21 protein-coding genes are annotated in these 22141 nt (G+C 58.4%); 8 read left to right on the top strand and 13 right to left on the bottom strand.

Features of this window, described 5'->3' with window-relative positions; all coding sequences use genetic code 11:
• Positions 1-10: 10 nt before the first annotated feature.
• Positions 11-556 carry a flavin reductase family protein gene (locus tag WCY31_RS09270; RefSeq protein ID WP_345972166.1) on the bottom strand — a complete coding sequence of 182 codons (546 nt, stop codon included), beginning with the start codon at positions 554-556 and terminating at the stop codon, positions 11-13.
• A 61-nt stretch (positions 557-617) separates the two neighbouring features.
• Positions 618-968, bottom strand: a complete 351-nt coding sequence (locus WCY31_RS09265) for a DUF3147 family protein (protein ID WP_345972165.1) — start codon at positions 966-968, stop codon at positions 618-620.
• A 358-nt stretch (positions 969-1326) separates the two neighbouring features.
• Between WCY31_RS09265 and WCY31_RS09260 the strand changes: the two genes are divergently transcribed.
• On the top strand, positions 1327-2676 hold the full coding sequence (locus WCY31_RS09260; RefSeq protein ID WP_345972164.1) for a DEAD/DEAH box helicase: 1350 nt from the start codon (positions 1327-1329) through the stop codon (positions 2674-2676).
• Complete coding sequence (locus WCY31_RS09255) at positions 2676-2855, top strand: hypothetical protein (RefSeq protein ID WP_345969512.1); 180 nt, start codon at positions 2676-2678, stop codon at positions 2853-2855. The genes WCY31_RS09260 and WCY31_RS09255 overlap by 1 nt, the downstream gene beginning before the upstream one ends.
• A 107-nt stretch (positions 2856-2962) precedes the next feature.
• Here the strand turns inward: WCY31_RS09255 and WCY31_RS09250 are convergent, their stop codons facing one another.
• Positions 2963-3181: a cold-shock protein gene (locus tag WCY31_RS09250; RefSeq protein ID WP_345969511.1), complete on the bottom strand. Its 219-nt coding sequence runs from the start codon at positions 3179-3181 to the stop codon at positions 2963-2965.
• A 353-nt stretch (positions 3182-3534) separates the two neighbouring features.
• Between WCY31_RS09250 and WCY31_RS09245 the strand changes: the two genes are divergently transcribed.
• The 4 genes from WCY31_RS09245 (at position 3535) to WCY31_RS09230 (ending at position 11650) form a co-directional block, all read left to right on the top strand.
• Positions 3535-4206 (top strand): GNAT family N-acetyltransferase, encoded by a 672-nt coding sequence (locus WCY31_RS09245; RefSeq protein WP_345969510.1) that lies wholly within the window; start codon positions 3535-3537, stop codon positions 4204-4206.
• A 53-nt stretch (positions 4207-4259) separates the two neighbouring features.
• Positions 4260-5447, top strand: coding sequence for a sensor histidine kinase (locus tag WCY31_RS09240; RefSeq protein ID WP_345972163.1), 1188 nt, complete (start codon positions 4260-4262; stop codon positions 5445-5447).
• Entirely contained in the window at positions 5444-6130 is a 687-nt protein-coding gene (locus WCY31_RS09235; RefSeq protein WP_345972162.1) for a DNA-binding response regulator, read from the top strand. The genes WCY31_RS09240 and WCY31_RS09235 overlap by 4 nt, the downstream gene beginning before the upstream one ends.
• 87 nt (positions 6131-6217) lie before the next feature.
• On the top strand, positions 6218-11650 hold the full coding sequence (locus WCY31_RS09230) for a tandem-95 repeat protein (RefSeq protein ID WP_345972161.1): 5433 nt from the start codon (positions 6218-6220) through the stop codon (positions 11648-11650).
• A 241-nt stretch (positions 11651-11891) separates the two neighbouring features.
• Here the strand turns inward: WCY31_RS09230 and WCY31_RS09225 are convergent, their stop codons facing one another.
• Positions 11892-13346 carry a chloride channel protein gene (locus WCY31_RS09225; RefSeq protein WP_345972160.1) on the bottom strand — a complete coding sequence of 485 codons (1455 nt, stop codon included), beginning with the start codon at positions 13344-13346 and terminating at the stop codon, positions 11892-11894.
• A 142-nt stretch (positions 13347-13488) separates the two neighbouring features.
• Here WCY31_RS09225 and WCY31_RS09220 point away from each other — a divergent pair, with 142 nt between their 5' ends.
• The gene (locus WCY31_RS09220) at positions 13489-14214 is read left to right on the top strand and encodes a hypothetical protein (protein WP_345972159.1); all 726 of its coding nucleotides are present in this window, start codon (positions 13489-13491) and stop codon (positions 14212-14214) included.
• A 6-nt stretch (positions 14215-14220) separates the two neighbouring features.
• On the opposite strand, the gene WCY31_RS09215 is transcribed toward WCY31_RS09220, so the two are convergent.
• Positions 14221-15048, bottom strand: a complete 828-nt coding sequence (locus WCY31_RS09215) for a hypothetical protein (RefSeq protein WP_345969504.1) — start codon at positions 15046-15048, stop codon at positions 14221-14223.
• A 110-nt stretch (positions 15049-15158) separates the two neighbouring features.
• The gene (locus WCY31_RS09210; protein WP_345969503.1) at positions 15159-16025 is read right to left on the bottom strand and encodes a TIGR01777 family oxidoreductase; all 867 of its coding nucleotides are present in this window, start codon (positions 16023-16025) and stop codon (positions 15159-15161) included.
• Positions 16026-16127: 102 nt separating this feature from the next.
• On the opposite strand from WCY31_RS09210, the gene WCY31_RS09205 reads away from it, so the two are divergent.
• Positions 16128-16895 (top strand): ATP-binding protein, encoded by a 768-nt coding sequence (locus tag WCY31_RS09205; RefSeq protein WP_345972158.1) that lies wholly within the window; start codon positions 16128-16130, stop codon positions 16893-16895.
• Between the two features lie 2 nt (positions 16896-16897).
• Here WCY31_RS09205 and WCY31_RS09200 read toward each other — a convergent pair whose 3' ends face one another.
• The 7 genes from WCY31_RS09200 to WCY31_RS09170 all read right to left on the bottom strand — a co-directional run bounded on the left by WCY31_RS09200 (position 16898) and on the right by WCY31_RS09170 (position 22116).
• Positions 16898-18139 carry an ArsS family sensor histidine kinase gene (locus WCY31_RS09200; protein ID WP_345972157.1) on the bottom strand — a complete coding sequence of 414 codons (1242 nt, stop codon included), beginning with the start codon at positions 18137-18139 and terminating at the stop codon, positions 16898-16900.
• 4 nt (positions 18140-18143) lie between these two features.
• Positions 18144-18815, bottom strand: coding sequence for a response regulator transcription factor (locus tag WCY31_RS09195; protein ID WP_345972156.1), 672 nt, complete (start codon positions 18813-18815; stop codon positions 18144-18146).
• Positions 18808-19188 carry a Spy/CpxP family protein refolding chaperone gene (locus WCY31_RS09190; protein ID WP_345972155.1) on the bottom strand — a complete coding sequence of 127 codons (381 nt, stop codon included), beginning with the start codon at positions 19186-19188 and terminating at the stop codon, positions 18808-18810. Before WCY31_RS09190 ends, WCY31_RS09195 begins: the two co-directional genes overlap by 8 nt.
• Before the next feature lies 1 nt (position 19189).
• Positions 19190-20305, bottom strand: a complete 1116-nt coding sequence (locus WCY31_RS09185) for a cytochrome b/b6 domain-containing protein (protein ID WP_345972154.1) — start codon at positions 20303-20305, stop codon at positions 19190-19192.
• A gap of 30 nt (positions 20306-20335) precedes the next feature.
• On the bottom strand, positions 20336-20932 hold the full coding sequence (locus WCY31_RS09180; RefSeq protein WP_345972153.1) for a cytochrome C: 597 nt from the start codon (positions 20930-20932) through the stop codon (positions 20336-20338).
• 10 nt (positions 20933-20942) lie between these two features.
• On the bottom strand, positions 20943-21335 hold the full coding sequence (locus tag WCY31_RS09175) for a DUF1924 domain-containing protein (protein ID WP_345972152.1): 393 nt from the start codon (positions 21333-21335) through the stop codon (positions 20943-20945).
• Between the two features lie 211 nt (positions 21336-21546).
• Positions 21547-22116, bottom strand: a complete 570-nt coding sequence (locus tag WCY31_RS09170; protein WP_345972151.1) for a Spy/CpxP family protein refolding chaperone — start codon at positions 22114-22116, stop codon at positions 21547-21549.
• Positions 22117-22141: the final 25 nt, after the last annotated feature.

The following is a 22141-nucleotide window of genomic DNA, read 5'->3' as shown; positions in this document are numbered from 1 at the left end:
CGCCCGCACGTCAGACGCCCTCCGGAAGTTTTGAACGCATCATCCGCTTACGGTCCAGCCGTTCGCCGTCGACAATAAACGTACCGTCGCCGACGGCGTGGAGGGTCCGCTGTTCTTTCCGCGCATGATCAAACCATGCGCACACGCCTTCGAGCACGATGATGTTGTGCTGCTCGATGATATCGACGACCGTGCATTCTATGTTCGCCAGGCACTCTTTGATAAGCGGTGCGCCGACAAATTCACCGCCAGCCGGTGTAAGATCGAATTTCCCGAATTTGTCCGTATCCGAGCCGCTGCAGGTACCGATGCCGACGACCGTGTCGATGAGGTCCACCGTCGGGATCGCAATGACGCATTCGCGTGTTTGTTGCAGCGCGGCATAAGAGTAGTTCCAAGGACCCGTCGTCATGGCGAAGCGCGGCGTGAAATCCATCACCATCGTCCATGAGATGGTCATGATGTTGTTTTTTTCTCCGTCTTTTGTCGTTACAAGGACGACGGGGCCGGATTCTATCAGGGTAAAGGCTTTACCGATCGGCATCATTTCCATCATTACACACTCCTCGCGCCTTCCCGGGATAAACCTCGGTGTGATTTTCAGGGTTCCTTGGCTGCTACAGCTTTATACCAAACTTCTCCAGAAGCGCGATCATCAGATAGTAGGCCAGAATGGTCAGGATGATCGAAAGCGCCATGCTTGGATAAAACCCCACCCCCCGCTTGAGCAGCAGCATAAGAGAAAGGAACAGTGTCAGCGACGGGAGAACCAGCCAGAAGATGCTGTAGGAGAGTTCCGTCACTTTTTGGGTGTTACCGGTATCGACATAGAGCCAGATCATTGCCAGAACCGAGACCAGAGGGATCGAAGCGAGAATACTCCCTATAAGGGTGCTCCGTTTGGAGATTTCGGAGATCACGACGATCAGCAGCGTCGTAGTGATGATTTTAACGATGTAGTAATACATCTGCTCCCTTTCAGACTGAGGGGATTGCGGTATTCCACTGGGAACTATTATAGCCTGAAAAGCTCACGCCGCTCTCCTCCGGGGAGCAAGAAGAGCATGCTCTCTGTCGGTGAGGTGCAGGCTGCGAACCGATGAAGTAGGGGTTATGGTATAATGTCAATACTTTCAGCGCACCACGGTCTGCGACTGACTCCGTTTTCGTCATCCTTCGATTGCGCATAGCCATCCTTTGATTACCTTAACAATTTTTTTTCACCACAGCCTGGATCGATAATGTTTTCGGATATTTGGCAGGCTTGAGGGAACGTTCGGATCCTTGGAGGATCCTACACGTACTCCCCTATTGACAGGAATACATATGTCATTTTCTACACTGGGCCTTTCAGAGCCCATTTTGCGTGCTGTCGCCGAAACGGGCTACACCGAACCCACACCCATCCAGGCACAGGCGATCCCCGTCGTGCTCGGCGGGAAAGATCTCCTTGCCGGTGCCCAGACGGGTACGGGCAAAACGGCGGGCTTTACCCTGCCGATGCTGCAGCTGCTCAGCAGCGCGGCGCCTTCTAAAGGCAAACGACCCGTCCGTGCACTGGTGCTCACGCCGACGCGTGAACTGGCCGCACAAGTGGGACAGAGCGTCGAGACCTACGGCAAATACCTGAAGCTGAACTCGACGGTGATTTTCGGCGGGGTCAACATCAACCCGCAGATCAATAAACTGCGCGGCGGCGTGGACATCGTCGTCGCGACGCCGGGGCGCCTGCTGGATCATGCGAACCAGAAGAACATCGACCTTTCGCGCATCGAGCTCCTGATCCTCGACGAAGCGGACCGCATGCTCGACATGGGGTTTATCCACGACATCAAAAAGGTGCTCAAACTCGTACCGAAAAAGGCGCAGAAGCTGCTCTTCTCCGCGACCTTCTCCGACGAGATCAAGACGCTGGCCGACGGCCTGCTGCACAATCCTGAACTCATCGAGGTCGCCCGCCGCAACACGACGTCCGAACGCGTCGCGCAGGTCGTCTACCCGGTCAAACAGGACCGTAAGCGCGCACTGCTCTCCACGCTGATCAACACCAACGGCTGGGAGCAGGTCCTGGTCTTTACGCGGACCAAGCACGGGGCGAACCGCCTCTGCAAGCAGCTCACATCCGACGGCATTCCTTCCGAGGCGATCCACGGCAACAAGACCCAGAATGCGCGCACGAAGGCGCTGGCGGCTTTCAAGGCACGTCGGGTCCGTGTCCTCGTGGCGACGGACATCGCGGCGCGCGGGATCGACATCGACCAGCTGCCGCATGTCGTCAACTTCGAGCTGCCGAATGTGCCTGAAGACTACGTGCACCGCATCGGCCGGACCGGCCGCGCTGGCAACGAAGGGGAGGCCGTTTCACTGGTCTGCGCCGAAGAGGCCGACTACCTGCGCAACATCGAGAAGCTGATCAAGGCGTCGATCCCACAGAAGAGTGTTGAAGGGTTCGAGACTCGGCTGCCCGAAAAGACGAAGTCTGCCGCCAGAGCGAAAACGAACAGCGCGGGCAAGCGCGCTTCGCAGCAGCCGAAAAGCGAGCGCGGCGATGCGAAAAAGCGGCCGGCGCAGCAGAACAAGAAGCGCAATGCGCAGAGCGATCGCCGTAAAGAGCAGCCGATGAAAGCGGAAGATGTCGCGGCGTATCTGTCGCAGATGAAAGCGGGGATGCGCTGATGGCCCGCAGTACGCAGACATTCGAAAAACGTCGTCGGGAGCTTGATAAAAAGCAGAAGAAAGAGGCCAAACGCCTCAAGAAAGAGGCCAAGAAAAGCGATGATTACGTGCCGCTTCCGGAGATCTACGTTCCGGAAGAGGAACTGGAAGTTGAAGCGGAGAGTGTTTCGGAAGCGTAGCCGGAACCTTCCGGACCCGGGGAGAGCAGGGCATCTTTGAAAAACCTGAGGGCATCTGCAGGGTTTTCAAAGGTGTCCTGGTGGCGGAGGGTTCCGCCGACAGGGGCTTAGAGCGGAGTGACGTTCTCTGCCTGCGGGCCTTTTTGCCCTTCGCCGATCTCGAAAGTCACTTCCTGACCTTCCTGGAGCTCAACGCGGCCGTAGCCTGTTCTGTTGACCTGGCGAAAGTGTACAAATACGTCTTTACCGCCGTCTTCAGGGGAAATAAACCCATAGCCTTTTTCACTGTTGAACCATTTAACGGTTCCCTTTTTAAGATCTGCCAACGCAAGTCCTTGTCTTTGATGTAGTCGTCGAAATTGAATGTGGAGCACTCTGCAAGGTATCGAAAAAATTGAGGAAAGAATGCCTTCAATACTTAACTAACCAAGATGAAACTCTCTATATCATCTTTCTTGTGCTGTATCATATCTCAAAATCAGCTACATCGCAAGTTGAAATGCAGACATATTGAAGGCAAAAGAGTGAAGGTTACCCAAATGGTCACTTCTTATACACCCGGGCGGACCGCAGATACAGCCGGGGCGTTATACTGAACGCATCACTTATTTGTCACTTTTAATACCTCTGTGAAGTTTTCCCTTTTCAAGCATTACTATTGGCTTGCAAAGGGGCACTTATGCCGTACCGTGTCATTGACGTTAACCGAAAAGAGTACTTTGATTCCATCGCGCAGATCGACGATGCGAAAAGTCGGGGCTTCGCCGACCAGGCGATGCGGTGGTGGGACCGCCACTACAGCTGGAATGCCGAGGGGAGCGTTATCCTCACGGATGATGCGGGGGAGCACCTTTGCTACCTTTTCTACAAAATCGACCGCTATCACGATTACCTGACCATCCACAATATCCTCACCCCGCAGTGCCACCGGCGCCACGGCTACGCGCTGATGCTGCTGCACTGGGTGTTCGAACTGGCGGTGCAGCACCATGTCCGGCGTTTCAAGGCGAGCTGCGTCCCCCAGGCACTGGAGTTTTACCTCTCGCTCGGCTTCTGTTTCTGGGGCCTGACGCCGGCGAAGTATTATTACTGCAATCTCCCCGTGCCCGCCGACGGGCTCGACGGACTTTGGAAGATGGTCCATACGGATTCCACCGAAACGCTTGCGGGGTCGGCGATGCAGAGCATCTACGACAAAGTGGCGGATAACGACACGGGACTGGATGCGCACCAGCAGGAGCGGCATGACGAGCAGGTCGCAAAACTGCAGGGCGCCTATATGCAGACGGAACTGATCGCGTGCATGGAAGAGGCGAAAGATCACGACAAGGCGAATCAGCCCGGGAAGTGAGCCCGAAAGGGCGGTCGCGTCAGGCGCAAGAGAAAACATGCTATGATGGCTGAATGTTCTGCTCGCACTGGTGTAAACGTTTTGTCCGTGACAATATCGACTATCCCGAAGATTCAATCGAGTATAAACGCTCGGTCATTGCAAACCTTATTACGGTCTTCGCGGTCCTGGTCCTTGCCCTGGACATCTATAACAACCTGGCCCACGGCTTTGATACGCTTGCCGTCCTGGAGCTCTTCGGGATCGTCATTATCCTGATCAACAACATGCTGTTCCGCACCCGGAGGGTCAGGCTGGAAACGACCTCGAGCATCCTTGTCGGGGTGATCTCGGGCCTCGCCATTCTCTCGCTGCACATCGACGGATTCGAAAGGGATTCCGCGCTCTTCTGGACCGCCTCCCTGCCGATTTACGTTTTTGCCCAGCACGGATTGAAGCGGGGGATCCGGTGGAGTGTCCTCAATGCGTCCGGTATCGGCGTCGTGCTGCTGCTGAGCGCGTTTCATATCGGCGACCCGATCTTTCCCGCGGGGCTCCTGATCCAGATGTTTATCGGCTATGTCGCTATCTCGTTCGTCGTCTACTATTTCGAACATATGCGCGTGGATTATGAAGTGCGCCTGGCAAAAACGGCACGGGAGCGCGAAGTCATGCTCCGGGAGCTTCACCACCGCGTCAAAAACAATATGCAGGTCATCATGAGCCTGCTGTGGCTGCAGTCGGAGAAGATCGAAGAGCCGAAATACCGCAAATACTTCACCGAAAACATCGGCCGCTTGAGGGCGATGGCGATGGTACATGAAAACCTTTACAGTGCAGAGGATTTTGAAGACATTGATATGCATCACTACCTGCAGATGCTGACGCTGAACCTCCAGAAAATCTCGGCGGTACAGATTCACTGCGAATGCGAGAAATCCATCCGGCTGGGAATCCGAAATGCATTGTCGATCGGACTGATCGTCAACGAAGGCGTTACCAACGCCATCAAGTATGCCTATGACGACACGGAGCACGGAGAGGTTTTGATCAAACTCGTTCAGCGCGGCCGGGGAAGCTACGATCTGATCGTACGGGATTACGGCAAGGGGCTTCCTGAGCGCTCGGAGACGAGTGAGGGCATCGGCATGATGCTGATCACCGACCTTGTCAAAGGGCTGGATAACGGTACCTGCGACATCGCTTCCGACGGGGGTGTGACCATTACCATAACATTTGAAGCAAAGGATGGGCAGGCATGATCGACTCCGTGATGGTGGTGGAAGATGAAATGCTGACGGCCCGCTACATCACCAGTATTCTCAACGGGTGGGGGATCCGCGTTATCGGTGTGTTCGATAACGCCATGGCCGTTATCGCCGCGTTCGAGGAGGAGATTCCGGGGATGGTCCTGATGGACGTGAATATCAGAGGCAAAGTCGACGGTTTCGCGCTGAGCGATATGATCTGGGAGCAGCACACGGTCCCCATCGTCTACATCACGGCGTACTGCGACAACGAGACGCTGCAAAAGGCTTTCCGCCCCCTGGCATACGGCTACGTGATGAAACCTTTCGGCCCCGAGGAGCTTGAAACCGTCCTGCGGAGCGCCTACCGCCGCCACCAAAGCGAACGATTAGAGGAGGACGAGGCGGAAAAGAGCGAACGTATCGTCCTCTCGCCCATCCATACCTATGACCTCGTCACCGCAAGCCTCTATGCCGACGGGGAAGATGTGGCGCTGACGGTCAAACAGAATATTCTGCTGGAGCATCTGGTACGGCACCGCCACCAGGTCGTCAGCTACCACGACCTCGAATTCGCCATCTGGGCCGACGAGGAGGTGTCGTCATCCTCGCTGAAAACGGTCGTCTACTCCCTGCGAAAACGCGCCCCCGAGCTTCGGATCAAGAGCCTCAGCAAACAGGGTTACATTCTTTCGTAAAACCCGCTTCACCCCCTAACACATTTTTTGACTTTTTTTGACTTTTTTCCTGTAGCTTTATAGCAGGAAAAGTTTCAGGAGTTCATAATGATCAAGATAAGCCAGATCATGCTGTCTGTGGCTGCCATAATCGCGATTGGCGGTTGCGGCGGTGGCGGCAGCAGTAATAGTACGAGCAGCGCCAGCGGCGGCGGAGTGGTTGACGGATATGTATCGGGAGCGACCGTCTTTGTCGACAGTACCGGCGAAGGGGAGCATAACGCTACGGAGCTGTCGACGGTGACCGACACGAACGGCGACTTCGCTTTTGAGGCGACGATCGCGGACGGGACGAGGATTTATGCCTACGGCGGTACCGATATCAGTACGGGCTACCCCTTTGAAGGGCGGCTCTCGACTGTTTACGACGCGACGCGTCCGGATATCGTCCTTTCACCGCTGACAACCTATGTCACGGCGATCATGGCATCGGACCCGTCGATCACGTTCGATGCGGCGGCCGATACGGTTGCGGCCAACCTCGGGGTCACTGCCGATCAGGTCAAAAACGACCCGATGCTCGACAGCGACAGCTTTATGGCGGCGCAGAAAGTACAGAAAGTCGCCGAAGTACTGACCGCTGCGACAAAAAGCGACGGCGAATCGTTTGACGCTGCCTATGCGAAAGTGTTTGCATCTCTGGCAGCCACGACGTTCAGCGGCGACTTTAACGCGACCGAGCTGGCAGGCCAGGTCAGTACCGATACGGGGGTGACGCTCGATCCGTCGATCGCGACCTTTGTTGAAACGCTCGCCGGGACGATCGATGCGCTCGCGGCGAACGTCACGACCGTCAACGAACTGGACGGTTTCGGCGAGACGATCAACACCTACGCCGAAGCCGCGGAAGGGGCAATCGAAAACGGCGATACGGCCGCCGTCACGGAGCTGACGACGACGTTGAACGACATGAACACGACCCAGGTCGCCGATGCGATCGAAACGGGAACCTATGTCGACCCGATGATCGCCGCATTGGCGCAGGTCGAGGATGCCCTCACAAACAACATCACCTATCTCGGGACGAATACGGCCAATGACAGCATTACAGCCGATCTCGTCCTGAGCAGTCCCGCTGCGGCACCCTATGATACGCCGGATCTTAACCTGACATGGTCGGCGACGCCTGTGGGCGTCATCGATGTCGCGACCGGCGCCGTGACACGCAGTGCTACGGCGGACGTGGCCGTGACGCTCAAAGCGACGGTCGCGAACAGCCTGGTTACGAACAACCGGGCATTCGACCTTGTCGTCAAGCGCAACGAATTCGCGCCGGTAGCGGTGGCCGACACTCTGACCCTCGACGAGGATACCAATGCCTCACTCAACGTCCTGGCGAACGATACGGACCAAAACGGCGACATGCTCTTCGTCTCGTCGGTTTCAGCTGCAGGCCACGGCACGACGGCGATCAATCCGGACGGGACGGTCACCTACACCCCGGTCGCCAATTATCACGGCCCGGACAGCTTCAGCTATACGGTCAGTGACGGTACGGGACGCAGCGCCGACGGCAATGTCAGCGTGACCGTCGTTCCGGTAAACGACGCGCCGACGATCGGCGGAACGCCGGCGACGTCGGTGAACCAGGATGCGCCGTACAGCTTCACGCCGTCCTCGAATGATATCGACGGCGACACGCTGACCTTCGGCATCGTCAACCAGCCCGCCTGGGCGGCGTTCGACCCGGCAACGGGGGCGCTGACGGGTACGCCGGGCAACGGCGATGTCGGAACGACCGCCGATATCAATATCTCGGTCAGCGACGGTACGGTGACGGTCTCCCTGCCGCTCTTCTCGGTGACGGTCGTTAACGTGAACGACGCGCCGACGATCGGCGGTACGCCGGCAACGTCGGTGAACCAGGACGCGTTCTACACCTTTACGCCGTCTTCGGGCGATATCGACGGCGACACGCTGACCTTCGGCATCGTGAACAAGCCCGCCTGGGCAACGTTCGACACGGCGACGGGTACGCTTTCGGGCACCCCGGGCAATGCCGATGTCGGCACGACCACGGGCATCGTCATCTCCGTCTCCGACTCAGCGCTGACGGCGACGCTGGCAGCCTTCGATCTGGAAGTCATCAACGTCAATGACGCGCCGACGGCGTCGGCCGCAACGTTCCAGGTGCAGACGAATACCCCGCTCGACGGCGATCTGAGTACGTATGCGTCGGATATCGATGTCGGCGACACGCTGACCTTCACGCAGGTCGGGACGCTTGCCGGTCTGACACTCAACAGTGACGGTACCTTCAGCTTCACCAGCGCCTCCGAAGGCAACTTTACCTTTGATTATCAGGTCTCCGATGGCAACCTCACCAGCGCTGCGGCAACGGTCACCATCAATGTCGTGGCCAACCTCTCGCCCACAGCGGGCGATTTTGCGGCCACTACCGATGAAGATACGGCGGTACTGATCGACGTGGTGGCACACACCGGGGACAGCGACGGTTCGGTGGATGCGACGACGGTGGCGGTCTCCGCTGCGACAGACGGTAACCTCACCGTCGATCCGGTCACGGGTGTTGTGACCTACATGCCGAATGCAAACTTTAACGGTTCTGACAGCTTTACCTACACGATCCAGGACAACCAGGGCGCGACCTCGCTTCCGGGGACGGTCACCGTCACGGTCGCGCCTATCAATGACGCCCCGACAATCGACCCCATCGGCGATCCGGCAGCGGTGGCGCTCAGCGCGCCGAGTTTCGATGTCACGGTTTCCGTTGCCGATATTGACGGTGACGGGCTGACGCTGAGCGCCGTTTCGTCCGATCCGACGGTCGCCGCGGTTTCGGCGAACGGTACGACGGTGGCGGTCGATCCGACCGGTGTCGGTACGGCGACCGTGACGGTCACCGTCGACGACGGTGTGCTTAGTGCACAGGAGACCTTTACCGTCACGGTCGTTGCCGACCCGGTGCTCACCGATACGTCCTTCTATGACGGCATGACGCTTTACAGCTACTGGGTGGAGGACAACGGCACGCTTGCGTACGAAACCCATACGTTGAACGGCGGTACGATGAGTGTGTACGGCTACGTATTTGACAGGAACAACAGCATGTGGGTTTCTGCATCGTTCGGGACCAATTTCATGCTCAATACCGCCGACGGCACGTGGACGACGGAGGCTGCAGTGTCGTCGACCTATACGATCAGTGCGGACGCTACGACGCTCTCTTCTCCCTTTGCGGCCTATCAGATCGCCCAGGCGGAAGTGCTGGACGGCCAGACGGTTGATATCGATATCGGCGGCGGTATGACGCTGCCGGTGACCTTCCCCTCCGGGGCCCTGCACTATACGATGCAGAGCAAGTATCTTGTCGATACGTACATCCTTGACTGGCGCCCGATGAATGTCAGCGTGCCATACGCTTTCATGGAAGATTTCATGAACAACAACTACGGGAACATGATCTACTGGGACGAAAACAGTTCGACGGGAGTCAGACCGCAGATGAACGCCTCCTTTACGGCTGCGGTGGATGATACGGGTACTGACGTCACGACGCTGAGTCTCGGGATGAGCGGTTACCTCGTTAGTGACAGCGATAATACACAGATCGTCGGTACCTGGACGGTGGGTAACCTGCCCAATCAGGCAGAGCTGACGATCTTTACTGAACTTAATGCGAGTATCCCGAATTACGATGCCTTGATGCAAGACGGCGATATCTTCGTCACAATGTACAACGGCGATGTCTGGCTGGGCGCGCACAATGCACCGACGGCCGGCTATATTCTCGACAACGACGGCAGTCTGATGGGGAACGATATTGCGATGGGTGCAATTACGACGGCACTTGAAAATTACACGCCGCCGGTACCGCCGGTGACGGTGGACGGGTTCTACGCTTTGACCGAGATCCCCATCAGCCAGGCGGAGTGGGATGCCCTTGCCAAGGCACAGGTCTCCCTCCTCGCGGACATGGACCTGTGGGGCGTCTGGCCCGACAGCAACGGTACGGCGGTCTATGCGGTCAACTCCGACGGACTCTATGCCGACTCGAACGGCACGGTCATGTTCAAAGATATCAACGGCACGGTGACGGAGAGCCATCCCTTCACGATCGACGCCAGCGGGACGGAGCTCAACGTCTCCATCCCGCCGAACGGCCACCTCTTTGCGAACCTGGGAGATGTCTATGACCAGGCGGCACTCGAAGGGATGTTCGGCATCACCATGCCGGCGGGCTCCGTCGGGTATAAAACGGCGCACCTGCGTTTGAGTGATGAGTATGATTTCTGGGGGATGCTGACATCGTATGATGTAAACTACTCCTCCATGACGTTCACGACGCTGGCGGACTTCGTCGCGGCCAACCAGGGCGGCACGAGCGGTTACGTCTTCAACGTCAACGGCAGTACCGGCATCCAGTTCACTACCGGGGACACCTATACGGACGGAAGCAGCAGCGGGACGGTCGTGCTGATCGACTTCAGCGACATGATGAACCCCCAGGTCGTTGAAAACGGCAGCTGGTATGTCCAGAACGACGGCAACGGCGATGTGATCATCGTCGAGCTGCCGAGCATGCAGGTGCCGTTCGCGGCGACCGTGATGAACGACGGGGGCGGCGATTATGTCGCCGAGGGCGAAATGCAGCCGGCGTTTACGGGCGATATCGAGATCAAGTTCAATGCGATCGCCCGCGACGCGCTGATCGCTTACTTCATGAACGGGGGCGGTTCCGGTACGGCGACCGCGAACGATTCGACGCTGGTCGGTGCCTGGGCGCTGGGCGGCATCACGACGATGGACGCCCTACTGATCATCGCCGACAACGACAAGTACATGGGGGTTCAGCAGGTCCTGGGCACGAACGGCGTCATCGGCGGCGTGGAAGTCGGTCAGTACACGCTCGACCCCTCCGGCAGCTTCACCTCAGCCGCCCCGGTGATCAACACCAATGCCGGCGATACTGCCGTGGGAGCGACCGTGAGCGATAACGGCGATGATACGGCAACGTTGACCAGCATTGACGGTACGGTGGTCTTAAACCGTCTGAGCAGTGCAATCAGTCCGGAAGCGGGGGCATGGATCGTCAACCAGTCGACGACCGGCAACATCAAATTCGTCATCATGGTCCTGGACGGCGCCGGCAACTATATGGTTGCCGACATCGACGACAGCCAGGGCTCCGATCCCGTCGGTTCAGAACCGGGAACCGTCGGGCGTTTTAACATGACCGAGTTCGGCACCTATGTGGTCGAAACGAACGGCACGGTCACGATGACGCCGGCTGCCCCGACGGACGAGAGTGCGGTCTGTACCGATACGATCACCTCCGGATGCGACACGATCGCCGGCGATACGAACATGGAGTTCGGCCTGACGGTCGACGATACGCTCGGGGCGCAGGTCCCGGTCAACATGACGGTCAGTTTCGATCCGACCAACAACTACATGACAGTAGACGGCAGCATGGTCTTCGTCCGGGTCGTACCCGGCGGACCGACAATCTTCCAGTAAGTGTGTCAAAGCCCTGCCATCCGCCGGAAACCCGTCCGGGTTTTCTGCGGTTGGATTTCCGCAAAGATTTTTTCATCCGTTTAGTGCGCTTTCGGTCCCTAAACATACTGCTGTAATCTGCTTGCTCCCCAAAATCACCAGCCCGCTCGTATCCGTTCCTGTCATAATCCTGATTATGAAGAAATGCATCATCGGCGACGGAATGCGAACACTTTACGCGGCCTAAACCGGTGAAAGCCCTTCAGGCGTCATGACGCCGCTTCTTCGAGGGCGTGCGCGGCAGTCTGGGGAAGGAGCGTTCCGCATCTCCGCCGCCGCAGCAGAAGTTCAAAAGGATGCCGAAGATTTTTTTCATGTTCTTGAAAAAACGCGTGGTATGCGTCGCGTCGGCGTTGACGATCTCGTCGCCGAGTTTGACGTTCAGCGCCTCGGACTTGCGCATGGCCAGGAGCTGGGAGGGGAAGACGCTGCGGTGGCCGGTCATCAGGAAGGAGATGATGATCGCCAGGGCGGCATAGTGGGTGACGTTCATCCCGAAGAGCTCCACCGAGAGGATCATGGCGGCAATAGGGGCGTTGGTCGTTCCGGCGAGGACGCTGACGAAGCCCAGCGCCGCGAAGAAGGGGATGTCGCCGCCGACCATGTGGCCGAAGACGTTGCCGCTGGTGGCGCCCACGAAGAAGATAGGGGTGATGACCCCGCCGCTCCCCCCGCTGCCCAGCGTGACGGCGGTAAAGATGCTTTTGAGGATAAAGGCGTATCCTGGAATGCCGTCCGATGCCGAACCGTCGGGCGAGAGGGCGTCCTGGATCGTGGAGAAGCCAAGCCCCAGGTACGCCTCTCCCACGACGAGCGTCAGCAGGAGCAAAATGACACCGCCCCCGAAGGCCTTGGTGAGGTAGTGAAAGGGCAACGTCTCGATGTAGCGGTGGCTGCTCCGGATCACCGTGATAAAAAAGTCGGCGACAAGCCCGAAGAAAATTCCGCCGGCGACGACCTTGAGCAGCAGGAAAAAGTCGAAATCAAGATTGGTGTAGAAGGCGATATCGAAGTAGGTGTACTCGATCCCGAAGAATTTTGCGGCATAAAAGGCGGCGAATCCCGAGACGATGGAGGGGAGAAGAACATCGTACATCAGGGCGCCGACGATCAGGATCTCGACCCCGAAGATCGCCCCGGCGATAGGGGTGCCGAAAACGGAGGCGAAGCCCGCACTGATACCACAGATGACGACTTTCTCCCGGTCTTTGGGTCTGAATTTCATCACGGAGGCGAGGAGGGAGGCCGTGGCGGCCCCGATCTGGGCGCTCGGTCCCTCTTTCCCGACGGAACCCCCGGAGAAGATCGTCAGCGCCGTACTGAGAAGCTTGACGGGGACGACGACAAAATTCATCTTACCCGAATGTTTATGCACCGCTTCGATCACCTTCTCCGTACCGTGACCCTCCGCGGCGGGCGCGAACTTTCGCACGAGCGTGACGGCGAGCATCAACGCGAAAGGGAGGAGCAGGTAGTAATCAAACGGCAGTTGTCCACGGTTCATTTCACCGTAGGCAAGCAGTTTCAAAAAATAGGCGACGATGCTGCCGATCACGGCGCCGATCAGGGAGGAGATGACAATCCATTTCGCAACGCTGGCGAACATAATGGTCTGTTCGGTGAGGTGTTTTCTGACGTTTGTATTGTTCGATTTCAAGGGGCGACTTTCGATGGTGTGATGCATTCTAACACTAGAGTATTAATACACGCCTTGAAAATGCCGAAGCGCCATTCCCATGATTTTCTTCCGGGCTGAAAATCTCAGGCCCCCTTTATGCTTTCTCCTTATAATCCGCAGCATGAAGAAGATTATGATAGGCGATGAGGTCATAGGGGCGGTCGAGATGCCGGAAACGCCTGGGGCCTACACCATTTTCCATGCCGTGCGCAAAGCTGTGGCCGAAAAGCGGCCGGTGACGCTTGCGCTGCTTTTCCCGCCGGAGAAGATCAAGGCGCTGGGGCGTTACCAGAAGGGCGGGGCGCAGGCCGAACTGGCCGAGCTGCAGCTCTTGATCGACATGGGGAAGGTGCTGGGGTTCAAGACGGCGGAGGCGGAGGCGCTGAAGCTGCAGATCGAGCTCACCAACGACAACGCCCATGTCCACCTCAATATCTCCAAGCGTCTCAAGCTGCTCAACAAACAGCGGCGCACGCGTACGCGCAGCACCTACCTCTTCTGGGATATCGAGAACTTCGGCCCCATAGGTCCCATGTTCACCCACGTCATCGAGAAGTTCAACGTCCCCGACGACCGCATCTACCTGGCGGCGAACCCCGACTCGCTCTACCTCAAGCGGCGGGAGTGGGAGGCGGAGCTGTATGACTACGGCAAGCGGCTGGAGTCGTTCAACTTCACCGTCGTCGATCACGGCAAGAACGTGGCGGATGATTTTCTGCTGGGGGAGTTTGAGCGTTTACAGCTCCGGCAGGCCGACGTCTTCATCATGACCTACGACCGGGAGCTCAAAGAGCGTTTCAAGGCGGCGTGCCACGGCAGCAACAACCTCTACACGCTGGGGAAATAGCGGCGCTTACTTTTTGGGTTCGCTCTTTTTGAGTTTTTCCGCCTTGATACGGATCATCGGGCGTTTCGGTTTGTCCTTAGGGGTCTCGGTCTTCTTGGCCTCATAGGGTTTCTTCTCACCCTTGTAGGGCGGTTTTTTCTTCGCATCATAGGGCTTCTTGCCGTACTTCTTACGTTTCGCTTCCCACTCTTTTTTCGCGGCAAGGCTCTCTTCGTCATGGGGCTTGCCGTCATGGCGGTGGTTGCGTTCGCCCGTTTTGCCCGAGAACATCGGTTTGCCGTTCTCGTCCGTGCCGATGTAGCGTGAAACGCCGCTCTCTTTCGGCTTGCGCGGGGCGCCTTTGCCTTTCGGTTTAGCGGGGGCTTTTTTCGGTGCGTCCTCTGCGTAGAGACGGGCGGATGGTTTCTTGTAGCGTTTCGGGCGCTGCACCGGCTTGGGGGCCTCTTCGGGGGCGAAGCCCTCCGGACGCTCCTGGGAGATGGCCCGGCCCAGAAGCATCTCGATGCCCATGAGCCGCGGGCGGTCCTCCTCGCCCAGCAGGACGAGGGCCCCTTCGCGGGCGAGCGCCATACGATCGAGATAGCGCTGCGGCACTTCCGGCAGGTCGTAGCTGATGAGCAGGTCGCATGCTTCAGCGCCCTCTACAGCATCGTCGCTTAGCACGGTGACGGTCTCGGGGACGCTGATGGCTCCGGTATCGCCGGCGGTCACGACGCTGATCTTTCTGTCGGCGTTCTCCTCAAGCAGTTGGGCAAGGAGCTCGTTTTTACGGCTCTCTTCACAGAGCAGAAGGCGGTGATTCTGGCGTTTGAACGCTACGGATGGGATGGCCATGGTGTGTCCTTGGTAGTGCAGGGAAAGAGACGGATTTTCGGTACGCTCCGCCGCTGCGAATGATGGTTGAATTATAGCGTTATTTCGCTCGGGCGGGGCAGGGAAGCGTTTTAATCTTTCCGTTTTGTAAGCAGATTGTCCAGGGCGTCGCCGAGATGGTCAAATCGGAAGGTGAAACCGGCATCAAGCAGGCGCCGCGGTACGGCCCACTGGCCGCCGGCGATCACCTCCGCCCCCTCGCCGAAAACGAGGCGCAGAAACCAGTAGGGCAGGCGCATGAAAGTGGGGCGATGCAGTTTCGTTCCCAGCGCTTCGGTGAGCTCCTTGTTGGTCGAGACCCGGGGCGCCGCGAGGTTGTAGATTCCCCGCATCTTGGCATCGGTGACGGCGCGGGCGAAGGCCTCGCAAAGATCGCCGATGTGGATCCAGGAGAGGTACTGCTTCCCGTCGCCGACGACGCCGCCGAGGCCGAGCCGGAAGGCGGGCAGCATCCGTGCGAGCATTCCTCCGTTGCCCAGGACGATGCCCAGGCGGAAGATGACCGTCCGCACGCCGTACGCTTTGACCTCCGTCGCCGCCGCTTCCCACTGCTGGCAGAGTTCGCCGAGGAAGGTGTAGGCGTACTCTTCGCTCAGTTCGTCGTGCCATTTTTTCGAGGGGTAGATGCCGACGGCGGAGCCGCCGATATAGAGGGAAGGTTTGACCTCCAGCAGGGCGATCGCCTCGGCGAGGCGCTCCGTCGTGCCGACGCGGCTCGAGACGAGCAGCGCCTTGTAGCGGCGGCTCCAGCGGCGGTCGACGGGCGCGCCGGCGATATTGATGATGACATCGGCGCCGATGAGCTTCTCGGCCAGTGCTTCGGCCGGAAGCGCGAGGTCGCTGCGGCTGAGCGGAATGACCGCCCATCCTTCCGCTTCAAATCGTTTTCGCAGGTGTCTCCCGACGAACCCCGTAGCACCGCCCATGGCAATTCTCATTCCGCCCTCCGTTGTGAAATTATATTATCATTGTAGCGAAGGTGCCCGAAATTTGCACAGGGGTATAATGGCAGGGAAATACCTTGCCGGAGAGGAGATGCCATGATCGCATGGAACACAACCCTGGCTGCCGTTTTCAGACGGCGGACGGAGACGCTCAAACCCATCGCCCGGATCGATGCGATGCCGCTGGAGGCGCTGATCAACATCGACCGCCAGAAGGCGGCGCTTGTCGAGAATACGGAGAACTTCCTTGCGGGACGTTTTGCAAACAATGTGCTGCTCTGGGGCAGCCGGGGCACCGGTAAGTCGTCGCTGGTGAAGGCGCTGCTGCAGGCCTACGCCGAGGAGGGGCTGCGGATCGTCGAGTTCTTCAAAGAGGACCTGCGCTACCTACCCGAGGTGATAGACGAGCTGCGCGACGAGCCGTACCGCTTTATCCTCTTCCTTGATGATCTGACGTTCGGCGAGACGGACCTCTCCTATACCTATCTCAAAAGCGCGATGGAGGGCTCCATCGAGAGCGCGCCGGAAAACGTCCGGGTCTACGCCACCTCCAACCGCCGCCACCTCGTCCCCGAATACATGAGCGACAATGAAGGCACGACGGTCAAGGACGGCGAACTGCATTACGGCGACAGTGTCGAGGAGAAGATCTCCCTGGCGGACCGTTTCGGTCTCTGGCTCTCTTTTTACCAGGGGACGCAGGACGATTATCTGGTCATGGTCGAGCACTATTTCAAAGGGGTCGATGCCGACCGGGAGCTGCTCATGCGCGAAGCGCTGCGCTTCTCGGCCGCGCGGGCTTCGCGCAGCGGCCGCACGGCGCAGCAGTTCTACCTGCACTATATGCAGCGGCTTGGGGCATAGGATTATCCGGTCTCACTGCCCTTTTGGCGCTGTGCGGGGCTAAAATCGATGCAGAAGCAGTGCCACCCCTCTTCGTAACGGTGCGAGAGCGGAAGGGCATGCCGTTCCAGGACCTTGGCCAAGATGGAGAGGCCCAGACCGAACCCTTTCTGGCGCCGTGAGTGCACCCCGCGCCGGAAAGGAGCCAGGGCCTTTGCAACCGGTTCTCTTAACGGCTTGCCCCGATTGCGGACACAGATCCTGCCGGCCCCGGCCGTAACCGTCACCGGGTACGCAGTGGCGTATTTCAGCGCATTGTCTATGAGGTTTTTGAGTGCGATGGAGAGGTAGAGGGGATCGCCCTCAAGATCGAAATCCTCGTCAAGTGCAATGGAAACTTTCTCCTCGTCGTCGATCATCATTTTCGAGAGCGCCTGCAGTATGAGCGTTTCCGCGCGGATCGTCTGGAGATCCAGCTCCCCGGTGACGGAGAGCTTCTCCACTTCAAGGAGCTCGCTTGTCATGGACTCCAGTTCCGAAAAGCAGCGCCGAAGCAGCTTTTTTTCGTCGGAATCGGGGAGCTTCTCTGCGGCGAACATGCCGCGGGCAATGGGTGTCCGGAGTTCATGGCCGATATCGCGCAGGAGCGCTTCGCGCGCAACGATCGTGTCCTGCAGGCGCTGGGCGAGGTGGTTGTAGGTTTCGGCGACGGCCCCGATCTCGTCACGCCCAGGAACATCGGAGCGGCTGTCGTAATCTCCTTCGGCAAAGGCCCGCATCTTGGCGGCAAGGTGTCCCAGGGGGGCCAGCATGGCGATGATGACAAGGAAGATCATGACCAGCAGGACGATATCGAGCCCGACAAGCAGATGGGGAAGCCACCGCCCCTGAAGGGTGCCGTCGAGAGCGGTGTCCCGCAGCAGCAATGCGGTCTCCATGTAGCGGATGGCCAGCAGATAGGTGCCGTCGCGCGTCTTCAGGATCCGCATATCCCCGAAGGAGTGGGGGCGTTCAAGCAGGGGCTCGGCCCCGGTCGCCTGCGTTGATTCGACCGCTTCAAAGCCCATCGAGGGGAGGGCCGCTGCAAGCGCCTCGGGTTCGGTCGTCGCCAGCAACCCGTAGAGTTTTCGGGCATCGTCAAGGTACTGCTGTGTGACGAGGGCTTCGGTCCGCTGGGTATACATGGCGTCTACCTGGTAGCCGATGGCAAGCATCAGCAGCAGGCTGGCGGAAAAAAGCAGGATGATTTTTCGGAAAATGGACATCGGATCAACCTATGAAGCGGTAGCCGATCCCCCAGACTGACTTGATGTAGCTGGGGGATTTGGCGCTGTCGCCTATTTTGAGGCGGATGTTGCTGATGTGCATGTCGACGGTGCGTCCCTTGGTCTCGGGTTCCAGCGAAGTGGCGTGGACGATCTGCTCCCGCGAGACGTTGTTGCCGCGGTTTTTCAGCAGGAAAAGGAAGATCTCGAACTCCACGGGGGTGAGGTCGACGGGGTACCCCTCCATACTGACCGTTCTGCTCTGTTCGTCGACGGTGAAGTCCGAGACTTGCAGCTGCGGGGCGTTGCCGTAGCGGCGCAGGACCGCCTCGATGCGCAGGATGAGCTCCCGCGGTTCGTAGGGTTTGGCAAGATAGTCGTCGACGCCGAGCTCAAAACCGTGGATCTTGTTGCCGATGTCGCCGCGGGCGGAGGAGATGATGATGGGGATGTCGCTGACGGATTTGATCGTCCTGGCGGCGTCAAAACCGTCCATGCCGGGCAGCATCAGGTCGAGGATGACGATATCGAACGCCTCTTTGTGCTGTTTCAGTGCTTCGAGGGCGCTGCGGGGGTCGCCGAAACTGCTGACGCCGTAACCGTAATCGGTGAGGTAGCCGCTGATAAGCGCCTGCATGGCCCGGTCATCTTCGATCAGCATTACCCGCTTAGTCACGTTCCCACTCCTCCAGGTAGGGGGTGAAGCGTTTGCGCTGCATCGGGGTCAAAACGGCGTGGAGCGCTTCGAAAAAATCCGCCTGGACTTTGTCGTTTTCGTTCTGCAGCGCCGTAGTCAGTTCGAGAAATTTTGTCCGGTCGAAACGTTCGGCTTCGAAGAGGGCCCTGACGGAGTCGCGGGTCTGTGCTTCGAGGCGGTTGAGGCGGTGATGGGCTTTGCGGTAGTCGCGGGCGATCTTCTCGACGCGTTCATGCTGCTGCGGAGTGAGGTCGAGGTAGCTGATGTCCATCGGCATGTGGTGTTCGCGGTGGTCGTCGTGGTCCGCCGCCAGCAGGGTGAAAAGCAGGGCAATCAGAACGATGAAACGCATCTCAACTCCTTTCTCCCGGTATCGTGATATTCGTATCCTCGAGCAGGCCGCGTTCAACGTCGCTGTGGCAGGCTTTGCAGTTGGCCCTGCCTTTGACCGCGTCGCGTGCGAAAATGTCCGCGGCGATCCTGCGGTGGGTCTTTTTCCAGAACGGTGTCTGCGTCACTGCTATGATATCCATATTTGACATAGAGGCCGATAGCTTGAAGGCGGCCTCGGAGGTGGCGTGTTCCGCCGCGTTGGCGACAAGGTAGGCCAGGATGTTTTGGGTCTCGGCCGCCTCCAGCGAGGCATCGTCGCCGAAATGGTTCTCCAGATCCGCCATCAGGCGCCGCCAGGAACGGCCGGGTAGCAGCGAGGGGGGATAAAGGGTATGGCACGCCGCGCATTCGTTGGCGAAGAGCGGATGCTCCGTTCGGTAATCGACGGCGGCCGTGTGTGTGGCGGTAAGGGGGTTGTCGCGCACCGTCAGCAGGTAAACGGGGGTCGCGAGGGCGAGCCCAATGCCCAGTAGCGCGATGGCTTTTTGAAAGAATGTCAGTTTGACACTGCGGCCTTCAATGGGTTTGTATCCGCTGACAATGGAGCGCAGCGTGCCGTGGGAAGGGTGCAGGAGACGGTCGAGGAAAACGCCTGCGATATGGGCCCCTATGAGGAGATAAAGCAGGGCCCCGAGGAGTTCATGGAGTTCCTCGAACAGTTCCATCTTCTTGAAAAACGTGCCGTGCAGGAAAGCGAAGAGCCCGCGGTTCTCCTGGACACCGTAGGTGAGCAGGCCCGTCAGCACGAGCAGCAGTGTCACGGCGATAATACCGATCACGGCGAAACTGGCGGCGGGGTTATGGCCTGCGTACGTTTTGTGCGAGTTTAGCAGCGTCAGCATGTAGGTCTTCAACGAGGAGAGTTTCAGGTCGAAATCGGCGAAACGGGAATGCTCCGGCCCCCAAAAGCCCCAGACGATACGGAAAAGCAGCAGGGCACCGACGGCGAAACCGAACGCCGCGTGCCAGAGCAGCCAGCTCTCCTCTTCGGCGCTCAGGTAGGCACCGAGGATAAAGAGCACGAGCAGCCCGTGGAAGAGGCGTGTTGGCAGACTCCAGATATAGCTATTTTTCATGGTTCACCTCCGGGTTGACGCGCAGATGCGTCAGTCGTCCCAGCGCCCGTAGTTCGGGATAAAGATCTCCCGTTCACGGTAGCTACCGTTTTCGGCCTTCGTATGGCAGGCGTTGCAGTTCGCAAGACTCTTGACATCGGGCTGAACGATAGCGCGTTGCGGAATTCTTCGGTGTTCCTTGACGAAGTAGCCGGCTTGGCTAATCTGCATCGGCGCGTCCGCGGAGACGGATTTGGCGATCCTCGCCATATGTTTCGATGAAGGCGCGCTTACGTAGGCATTCGCGTCGAGATAGGCGGCAAGCTCTGCCGCATCGGCCGGCTCAAGGGTTGCATCGGTCCCGAAATGGTCCCCAAGCGACACCATCATACGTGTCCAGGAGGCACGGGGGAGCAGGCCCGGCTGGTAGGCCATATGGCAGGCGCCGCACTCGTTTTTGTAAAGACGCGCGGAGGTCGTTTCGACCGGTGCTGTGCTGCGTTTTTGGCCGCCGGACGTGACGGCATCCTCGGCAGCGGTTTTTTCATACCTCTGCGCATTGTGTTTTTCGTAATGGTCATCCGCCGCGAGGTAGACCGAACCGACTGCCAGCAGTGCGCACGTGATAACAAAGAGATGCTTTTTCATTGTAAACTCCTTAGCGGTATTGCATGATGTAGGTGAGGACATCACCTTTTTCCTGGGCCGTTCCCTCGCGGTTATAGACATCCTTGAAGTTACGGCGCAGCCATTTTTTGACCTCTTTGAGCGAAGTGAGGCGCGCGGGGTTGGCTCCCGGGGAGAGCGCGTCGATGATCTTGCCGGTATTGACGTTTTTCCCTTTTTGGGTCAGGTCGCTGCCGTGGCAACTGGTGCAGGCGATCTTCGTCCCTTTTTTGCCGATCTGTTCGGCGGTAAAGAGCGCTTCGCCGCGCGCGGCGTCAAACGGTTCGGACGCTTCTGTCTGAAGCTGTTGCATGTAGTTGCCGACTTCCGGGCTCGCCGCCATAAGGGACGAAGCGCAGACGACGGCGATCAGAATGGATTTCATAGGTACTCCTTGTATTCAGATGTTCACATGGTAGTACCAAGGTGTCAAGACGACAAGGGGCGTTTCTTGACACTCTCTTTACAAAGTAACGGGGTATTGAGGGAGAAATACGTCTCGGAATGGAGGAGTGCTGAAGTGTGCGTCCGACCGCTTCCCGGCCGCGCGGGGAGGGAGTACGGTACGGTTCAATAGATGGTGGCGGGTTCGCTTCTCAGTGGGACATGCCGCCGCACTTCATCCCCCCGCATTTCATATTGCTGTTTTTCATGCCCGCGCCTTTCATGCCGCTCTTTTGCATGCCGCCGCCGCTTTTCATACCACCTTTGATCATGTTGCGTTTGATCATCATCTTGACCATCGGTGCGGTGAAGGCGCGCTTGAAGACGGGGCGCTGTTCCGGAGTCAACACGGCGTAGATGGTGGTGAAGAGTTCGGTCATGGCGTCGATCTTGGCATCGAACTGCTTCTGTTGCGCCGCTTTGAACTGCTTGGCATCAAAGGCTTTTTCCCCGAAGGCGTCGATGGGGAATGTTTTGGCGGCTTTGCGTGTCATCTGTTTGGCTTTGAAGGTGTTGATGGCGTCGGTGACGGCCTGTGTCTGAGCGGCACTGAGCCCCGTCTGGCTGACGGCATTGACGACTTTGCGGGCGATATGCATTTTGTTGTCGGCGGTGCCGTGCATGCCCTGCGGAGTGCTTTGGCCGCCGCAGGCAGCGGCTGCCGTCGTGGCAAAAGCGAGGCTGGCGGCCGCGATAACGGCCATTTTTGTGAAGGGTTTCATTGGGAGAACTCCTGTAGGTGGTTGA

The organism is Sulfurimonas sp. HSL3-1 (assembly GCF_039645995.1).
Lineage (GTDB): Bacteria > Campylobacterota > Campylobacteria > Campylobacterales > Sulfurimonadaceae > Thiomicrolovo > Thiomicrolovo diazotrophicus.
This window is presented reverse-complemented; position numbering and strand designations above follow the sequence as displayed.